Source organism: Klebsiella sp. C283 (genome assembly GCF_048822555.1).
GTDB lineage: Bacteria > Pseudomonadota > Gammaproteobacteria > Enterobacterales > Enterobacteriaceae > Klebsiella > Klebsiella quasipneumoniae.
This window is the reverse complement of the sequence record NZ_JBMEZS010000036.1, coordinates 1-6,823: the sequence shown is the minus strand read 5'-3', so window position 1 is coordinate 6,823 and position 6,823 is coordinate 1. Positions and strand designations below refer to the sequence as shown.

Sequence of the window (6,823 nt, the reverse complement as noted above, 5' to 3'; positions counted from 1 at the left end):
GTAGCGGGTTCGGCGGAGCCCGGCAGGTGCGCAGCAGCTGCCCTGGCGGAGTGTGGCTCGACGACTGGACAGCGCAGCTGGCCAGGAGCCGAAGGGGTCCAGTGTTGTTATGCCTTTCTTATCGTTCCAGACGTTCGACGGTGGCCAGCAATTGCGGATAGGTCGCTGACTGACACTTTTCGTACAGTGATTTAGCTGCGGGTATCCCTTCCAGATAATCATCCGAGTCCAGAATTTCCTGAGCCAGATATTCAATAAAGGCGGGTTCCACAACGGAGCCACTCAGCACATTAAGCAGAACCTGTGTTTCGTCGTCATCGAGAGGAATGGCACAGACCCGAACCAGATGCGCATAGCGATCAAAGATATTATTCAGCCTTTCAGTCACCCCTTCCCTGTGGGAGTTCAGATGTGCTCGCAGCTTAGGCGAAGGCGTGAAAGAGGGGTTGCGGGAGATTTCTTTTTTCATGGGTTATCCTCAGAATACTGGCCCGACATCATTAAGAATTTGCGCCGTTCCCTCACGAACTGTCGGTACCATTTACGGGCAACACTGGCCAGATCGTCCTCAGAAGCGCCACAGGAAAGCGTACTCCCCATGAACCCTCCACCACAGCAAATCTGAGCACCTGTGTTACCAGAGTGTCCCGGGGACTCCAGGTGGACATAAACGCCACTCTCGGGTGCGTAAAAACTGAAAATTTCGCCGGTTTTACGGGATTTTATCGTGAAGTTCATGCTGGCTCTCCTTTGGCTCACCCGCGACTGCGCTTCGCCTCACTGAGTTAAGTGGAAAAATTGCTGTTCATTACACAATCAACTGTATGACAGATGTCATACATAATCAACAAAAAAAAGCCTGCTAAAATAGCAGGCAAAAAACACTGGATCATTCAAGGAATGAACTGCGGTATCACCTGACAGACCGAGCGACTGATTTATCAGGAAAGTAGAAACCGCGCATTGCACATAAAAGGTATTACAGCACGTTTCCGGAAGGAAAACCCGCCCGGAGGGCGGGTTAAGTGCTATGCAACCTGATGTAGCGCCGGATTTCCCCGGGGAGCCTTTGGACAGCCTCACTGACTCGTGGACTTTTAACTCTGCCGTTGCTGTTTCCACCCCTCCGTAAAGAGGGCTACGCTACAGAGCGAACTTATCACCAGAACCCAAATGTTCACAATCAATCGCTCTTTTTTTCACACTGATGACAGGGTGTTACGGTGAATGAAGGGTGTTAATGTGACTTGCGATTCATTGAATCCGTGTTGTAGGTAGGTGAAAGCATTTTGCCCGCCTGTCGTGCGGTTTTTTTTTCCTGTAAGCAGGAAAAAGGGGCTACCGGCGAACCGGCAACCCCTTCATAAAGGCGCTTCAGGCATGTCAGACCAACGCAGCCCTGAAAAGGCGGGGTATTCCCCGCCTCCAGGTTGCTACTTACCGTTGGATTCGTAAGCCAGGCTTGCCGCGACCTCCCTGTTCCCGTCCTTTAGCCGGACTTCGCATAAGCGGTTCCGGGTCAGGCATGTGAATATCAAGAGCGTTAAACAGACGATTAATACGCACCAGACCAGGGCGTTTCGCGGTAGTTTCATGGTTTACTCCTCCTTGCAAATTGCACGGTAAGAGGCCATACTGGTGTTGACTAGACATTCAGTGGGCCTCGTGGGTTAATGAAAATTAACTACGGGGCTTTCTGCTTTCTGCCACACAACACGGTAACAAACCACCTTCACGTCATGAGGCAAAAAGCCTCAAGCGCCACGTCGATTATACCGGGCCGGTGCTATTTCTTACCAGGTATATCCACGCTTTATGCTGCTTAGCGCTTTAAATATCTAATGTATACCCATCCCGCGATCAAGACGCCCGTGCCCAGCGCAAGATTAGGCAAAATAACATCGTTTGCACTTGCATATATGGTATTAGGATCATGTTGCCCCCAGAATGCCAGCTTGTACCCGATGCCCCAGACAAAGAATATAATCCCGGCAATCAGAACGCCGAATTTTATTACGCCGAGCAGGATTCCATCTAACCAGTCAGGCGGATCACGCCATGTGATGACCGCAGCTATTAGTGTGCAGATAATTTGGCCTGCATAATAACCAGGGGAACCATACCATTCCGGAGCAACATGCTTCACGATCAACCAGAACAGCACGTTCATTAAGATAACGAGCAACCAGTACCTCATAGTTCTGCTTTCCTTGTATTTGGCCATCTGAGTTGTCAGACAGCATTGTACTTATTCATCGGGCGGACTTGCCATTGAAATACTCCGGACGCGCAGCCAGTTCACGCTCGATTAACTCGTCGGCAAACAAAGGGGCAACACGATTAATACGTGCCTGCATGTTGCGCCTTCTCACCGCTGCTTTCCGTTCATCGCTCCAGCGTTGGATCTGTTTCTGGCCGAGAAAATCCACGCATACAGCGTAACCTGAGCCAGCCACCCAGCGTGACATCACCTCTTCAGGTGCCGCCTGCCCAGCCTCCACGACAACGGAAATCAGTTCCCGTGGACCTGGGCAGGGCCTGTGCGGCAGTTTCCAGCGCAGAGAATAGCGCCACTTCATACACCACTCCGATCAGCCAGCTTATTTGGCACCTGCCAGCGTTCAGCAACACGAATATGCTCAGGTGTTTCCCGGACAATAAACGGAATTTCGTACATCACTGCATACAGCGGCTCACCGCTGATGCGAAGCCAGTCAAGTTCCTTCAGCGATGCGAATCGCGACTGCCAGCGCCAGAACGGTGCTGCAAGCTCTGCCGCGTCAAACTCGTCGCTCCACCGGGTGTACCAGGTGCAGACGGTTTCCGGTGACTGAAAATTCAGTTCTGTGACAGCCTGTCCCAGCAGGTTCTGACGCAGTAACCAGGACTGCTCGACCTGACGGGCTTCACGGCGCATTTTTCGGGTGAAGGCAAAGTCCTGACGTTTTAGCCTGCGTACTGTTCGGGTATGAAGGACTTCCGGAAAATTTTCAGCCTGCACATCCATTGTCAGCGGCAGCGGACAGTATTCCCCGTGGCTGGAGATAAGCATATCCAGCGCCTCTTCTACCTGTTTCAGGCTGGAAAGGCGGCCTTTTGGATCACGGTGAATGCCAGGAATACGGCGGGCAACGTCACTGTTAATCCGGCTACAGCCTGTCAGCAGGCGCAGGAATGTCCGGACGTGTGGCATCGATGGCAGACGTGCGCCGCGCTGGCGAGCCTCTTCCACCGTCATGATGGCCTGCAGCGCTGCCTGACGGGCTGGTTTCAGGGATACAAGAGCACTGGATGACGGGATCATTGTGCGCCCTCCTGTGACAGCGTGCTGATGATGCTGGCAAACGAGTAGCCACCGGCGTCAAGACACTCGATGAGATCCAGAGTATGGGTGATGAGTTCAGGGTTGAATGCATCCATCACGCGAACGACAGAGAACGGCTGACCGTCACGGGTAACAAAGACCACTATCCAGCGAGGATTCAACTCCCCCGGGCTGCATACCGCCACATCAAAGTGACCATGAGGGGGGGTAAAACGGATCTGGACAGGAAAGAAGCCGCCAAATTCGCACCGGTATTCGGCATTCACGGACCAGCTGGACGGTGAGGTCAGATCGCGCATGACAGCGTGACTCAGCTCCCGGCGAAAGTCTTCACCGGCGGCGCGGTAGTCTTCCAGCTCATCAGAAGACATGGTTTTCAGGACATCCAGAGTCAGTAACGTTTTCATTTTCAGTCTCCTTATCGCCGCCCCGCAGGGCGGCGTCTCCGTTATCAGGCGGCGCAGGCCGGGTTGTTATGGTCGGTGACGTCGCCGGCATCAACGTCGGTATCGTTCTGACTTGTTGCCAGACTGAGTTCAGACTTTGCGGCAAGCTGTTTCTGGTTGTCAGCACTGGTCATCCATTCCGGAACCCAACGGATTTTTGAGAGGAAGTGCTCTGCATGTTCAGCGGCATCCTTTTTCTTCATCTTCGCGGCGTCCTGTGCTGCGCCAGCCAGTCCGGTCTGAGAGAGTGCCTGTACAATGTGTGGCAGCTTCATGTGCGAGAAAAGGTTATCAGCCGTCGGTTTCCACCAGTCACGAAGGTCAAACTGAATGGCGTTTTCCACCCCATCCAGCGAACTCTGGTGTTTACGACCAAATTCATCCTTGCCCTGTACACCATCTATGGAACAGGCGGTGCAGAAAGCCATCAGTGCCATCAGGGTTGCGCCATCGAGCGTAAAGAAGGTGGTCATATCCTTTCGCCAGTTTTCCGGCAGCAGGGCTTCAAGACGTTCTTTTTCTGACTGGATGGCCTGAAACGCAACGCTGTTTTCACCGTCAGGTGCTTCACGGGTCAGCGCGTAATGCGACACACTCACGCTAATGCAGAACGGCTCTTTGACGGACGTTGTGGTATGGAAAACCGAGTTACACATTTTCCAGACCATCAGCGCGACGGCTTTCTGCGGCTGCTGCAACAGGGCCGCCTGAACCGCCAGTGTGCGTTCAGAAGAAAGGCGGGTCAGCAACGGGACACTGACGGCGTCCAGCGGATCGACTTTTTCAGGGGCCTGATCGGTGGATGCATCCTTCTCCTCCATTTTTTCATCGGCGCACAGCACCACACCGCGCTGTACTTTCACCTCCTGGCCAGTCCAGGAAACCACCACTCCGGCAGATTGCTTCATTTCATCCGTCCATGCCCGGTGTTTTGCCCGGTGCGCGATGGTCTGCTGTTCTTCCCAGACAGCTTCCAGAGCCCCGGCCAAGACGTCATCATTCACGCCGGGGTTCTCGTCTTCATACTTAGCTTCCAGAGCTTCCAGTTCCGCAAGACGTTCTGATTCGGCTTCGGTATATTCCACAGGTGGGACAGCATGCAGGCGCCAGATTTTAGTGTCCTTCCCGTAGTGTGAAATCGGGTCAAGACGACCATCACACCATGACCAGCCTTCCGCTTCGCGGAGGTGCTCCGCGATGTTCTGCAGTTTTTCCAGCAGGGCGGTATCGAGCGATGCACTTTTGACATAGCCGCCGTTTTCGCTGCTGAAGAGATCAACCCGGATTTCATCCGGACTGAATGCGGCCTCTCCCACAAAGCGGAATTTGTCGCCGTTTGTGGAAACCTCTTCTGAGGTAATGAGGTTACGGATCGAGGAAACTGATACTTCATTATTCCAGGACCGTTTGCGGGCGGATTCCAGCACTTCCACCTGGCGTTTCTGATCGCTTTCGAGCGCCAGTGCCTGGCAGTGTTCGGTGGTGATTTCATCCTTCGCCAGCGCCGCCAGAATTTCGGGAGCCAGTTCGGTCAGTTTCAACATGCGCTGAACATGACGCGTACCGAACCCCAGCAAATCGCCAATCTGCGCGGGGGTTTTCCCCTGCTCTGCCAGTGTGCGGAACCCGGCGATCTGTTCAGACGGATGCATTGCCATCTGCTGTTCGTTTTCTGCCATTGATGCCGCAACAGCCAGTTCATCAGGTACCTTTTTCACCATCACCTGATATCCGGCATCGATACGGTTTTCACTCTGCAGGAGCTGCAGCGCTTTCAGGCGACGACCACCGGCAGCCACACCACAGCGACCATCCGGGAGGTTATGCACGACCAGATTCTGCAACAGGCCAATGGCTTCAATGGAATCTGCCATTGAACAGACTTTCTCCGCCGGATAGGGAATGGTCCTGACGTTCAGGGGAGACTTCACCAGTGCCGTCACCGGGACATACTCGACCTGTGCGGCATCGAGAGCCACTTTAAGCGCCTCAGCTTCGGCAGACTTAAGCGTTTTTTTGCTGGTTTTCGGTGCAGTTTTTACCTTAGACTCTGTTGCAGACATAATTGATACCTCTTAGCTATTGATGAATGTCTGCCGGACAGCCCACCTGTCCGGCCTTCTTCTTACTGCTTACTTCGTTTTGCGTACTCCGTAGTCCCGGATGTAGCGGTTCATCATGTCCTCGCCGCCCGGTTCAAAATTCCAGACGCGCCAGATCATGCTGCCGTCATCCTGATGACGGACGACAAGGCGAAAATGGGTCCCCTGATCATCTTCAATCGCCACATTCTGATACTGCGCTGCGACAACCTGAGCCTGCTCGCGGGTAAACGTGCCATCCGGCAGGGATTCAAGCGGGGACAAAACGTTATGGTCCATGTGTTTCTCCTTTTCTGCCCCGCCTGAACGGGGCGTCTTCATCGTGGTTTAAAAGGGCGCGTCATCATCCATTGGTGGGAAATCATCCGGGAGAGGCTGAGGCGGTTGCTGAGACGGGGCGGCATCCTGACGGCCTTTCTTACCGCCCTTCGCTTTCGGGGATTTGGCTGCGGCCTGAGCAGGTTGTGCCGGGGTGGCAGGATTCTGCGGCTGCGCGGCGCTCTCAGGCACTCCGGATTCACGGCGGCCGCCGAGCATCTGCATGGTGCCGTTCTGCCCGACCAGCACCTCGGTGACGTAGCGCGTGACTCCGGCATCGTCCTGCCAGTTGCGGGTGCGCAGCTGGCCCTCGATGTAGACCTGTGCGCCTTTACGCAGGTATTCGCCCGCCACTTCCGCGAGCTTGCCGAACATGACAACACGGTGCCACTCGGTGTTTTCGCGCATCTCTCCCGTCTGCTTGTCACGCCATGTTTCAGACGTGGCCAGCGTCAGATTGGCCACTGCGCCCCCGTTGGGCATGTAACGCACTTCCGGGTCCTGTCCCAGATGTCCAACCAGAATGACTTTGTTAACGCCACGTGCTGCCATGATGAATCTCCTTAATCCGTTGTTTTGCCTTTTAAAACCATCACCCGTTGAGTTGCCGGGGCCGAGGTTTTGACTTTGTA

The 6,823-nt window shown here is 54.3% G+C and carries 10 protein-coding genes and 1 pseudogene; all 11 read right to left on the bottom strand.

Going from position 1 to position 6,823, the window contains the following annotated elements; translation table 11 throughout:
• Positions 1-118: 118 nt before the first annotated feature.
• On the bottom strand, positions 119-469 hold the full coding sequence (locus tag ACOI7Z_RS26605; RefSeq protein ID WP_023280874.1) for a hypothetical protein: 351 nt from the start codon (positions 467-469) through the stop codon (positions 119-121).
• Positions 466-738: a hypothetical protein gene (locus ACOI7Z_RS26600; RefSeq protein ID WP_023280873.1), complete on the bottom strand. Its 273-nt coding sequence runs from the start codon at positions 736-738 to the stop codon at positions 466-468. Before ACOI7Z_RS26600 ends, ACOI7Z_RS26605 begins: the two co-directional genes overlap by 4 nt.
• Before the next feature lie 695 nt (positions 739-1,433).
• Complete coding sequence (locus ACOI7Z_RS26595) at positions 1,434-1,556, bottom strand: Hok/Gef family protein (RefSeq protein WP_085842394.1); 123 nt, start codon at positions 1,554-1,556, stop codon at positions 1,434-1,436.
• A pseudogene (locus tag ACOI7Z_RS26590) lies at positions 1,501-1,653 on the bottom strand (DUF5431 family protein); the annotation flags it as partial. The pseudogene ACOI7Z_RS26590 and the gene ACOI7Z_RS26595, both read right to left, overlap by 56 nt.
• 169 nt (positions 1,654-1,822) lie before the next feature.
• Positions 1,823-2,197: a hypothetical protein gene (locus tag ACOI7Z_RS26585; protein WP_004182064.1), complete on the bottom strand. Its 375-nt coding sequence runs from the start codon at positions 2,195-2,197 to the stop codon at positions 1,823-1,825.
• A gap of 55 nt (positions 2,198-2,252) precedes the next feature.
• Complete coding sequence (locus ACOI7Z_RS26580) at positions 2,253-2,579, bottom strand: hypothetical protein (protein ID WP_004152639.1); 327 nt, start codon at positions 2,577-2,579, stop codon at positions 2,253-2,255.
• Complete coding sequence (locus tag ACOI7Z_RS26575; protein ID WP_032743999.1) at positions 2,576-3,304, bottom strand: plasmid SOS inhibition protein A; 729 nt, start codon at positions 3,302-3,304, stop codon at positions 2,576-2,578. Before ACOI7Z_RS26575 ends, ACOI7Z_RS26580 begins: the two co-directional genes overlap by 4 nt.
• The gene (gene psiB / locus ACOI7Z_RS26570; RefSeq protein ID WP_023307484.1) at positions 3,301-3,732 is read right to left on the bottom strand and encodes a conjugation system SOS inhibitor PsiB; all 432 of its coding nucleotides are present in this window, start codon (positions 3,730-3,732) and stop codon (positions 3,301-3,303) included. The genes ACOI7Z_RS26575 and psiB overlap by 4 nt, the downstream gene beginning before the upstream one ends.
• 44 nt (positions 3,733-3,776) lie before the next feature.
• Positions 3,777-5,834 (bottom strand): ParB/RepB/Spo0J family partition protein, encoded by a 2,058-nt coding sequence (locus ACOI7Z_RS26565; RefSeq protein ID WP_023307485.1) that lies wholly within the window; start codon positions 5,832-5,834, stop codon positions 3,777-3,779.
• A 69-nt stretch (positions 5,835-5,903) separates the two neighbouring features.
• Entirely contained in the window at positions 5,904-6,152 is a 249-nt protein-coding gene (locus tag ACOI7Z_RS26560) for a DUF905 domain-containing protein (RefSeq protein WP_004182058.1), read from the bottom strand.
• 48 nt (positions 6,153-6,200) lie between these two features.
• Positions 6,201-6,743, bottom strand: a complete 543-nt coding sequence (locus ACOI7Z_RS26555) for a single-stranded DNA-binding protein (protein ID WP_004182056.1) — start codon at positions 6,741-6,743, stop codon at positions 6,201-6,203.
• Between the last annotated feature and the right edge of the window lie 80 nt (positions 6,744-6,823).

What these genes read in the sequence shown, in the direction of transcription:
- ACOI7Z_RS26605 (WP_023280874.1), bottom strand. Translation starts at nt 469, where the DNA reads ATGAAAAAAGAAATCTCCCGCAACCCCTCTTTCACGCCTTCGCCTAAG.
- ACOI7Z_RS26600 (WP_023280873.1), bottom strand. Translation starts at nt 738, where the DNA reads ATGAACTTCACGATAAAATCCCGTAAAACCGGCGAAATTTTCAGTTTT.
- ACOI7Z_RS26585 (WP_004182064.1), bottom strand. Translation starts at nt 2,197, where the DNA reads ATGAGGTACTGGTTGCTCGTTATCTTAATGAACGTGCTGTTCTGGTTG.
- ACOI7Z_RS26580 (WP_004152639.1), bottom strand. Translation starts at nt 2,579, where the DNA reads ATGAAGTGGCGCTATTCTCTGCGCTGGAAACTGCCGCACAGGCCCTGC.
- ACOI7Z_RS26575 (WP_032743999.1), bottom strand. Translation starts at nt 3,304, where the DNA reads ATGATCCCGTCATCCAGTGCTCTTGTATCCCTGAAACCAGCCCGTCAG.
- psiB (WP_023307484.1), bottom strand. Translation starts at nt 3,732, where the DNA reads ATGAAAACGTTACTGACTCTGGATGTCCTGAAAACCATGTCTTCTGAT.
- ACOI7Z_RS26565 (WP_023307485.1), bottom strand. Translation starts at nt 5,834, where the DNA reads ATGTCTGCAACAGAGTCTAAGGTAAAAACTGCACCGAAAACCAGCAAA.
- ACOI7Z_RS26560 (WP_004182058.1), bottom strand. Translation starts at nt 6,152, where the DNA reads ATGGACCATAACGTTTTGTCCCCGCTTGAATCCCTGCCGGATGGCACG.
- ACOI7Z_RS26555 (WP_004182056.1), bottom strand. Translation starts at nt 6,743, where the DNA reads ATGGCAGCACGTGGCGTTAACAAAGTCATTCTGGTTGGACATCTGGGA.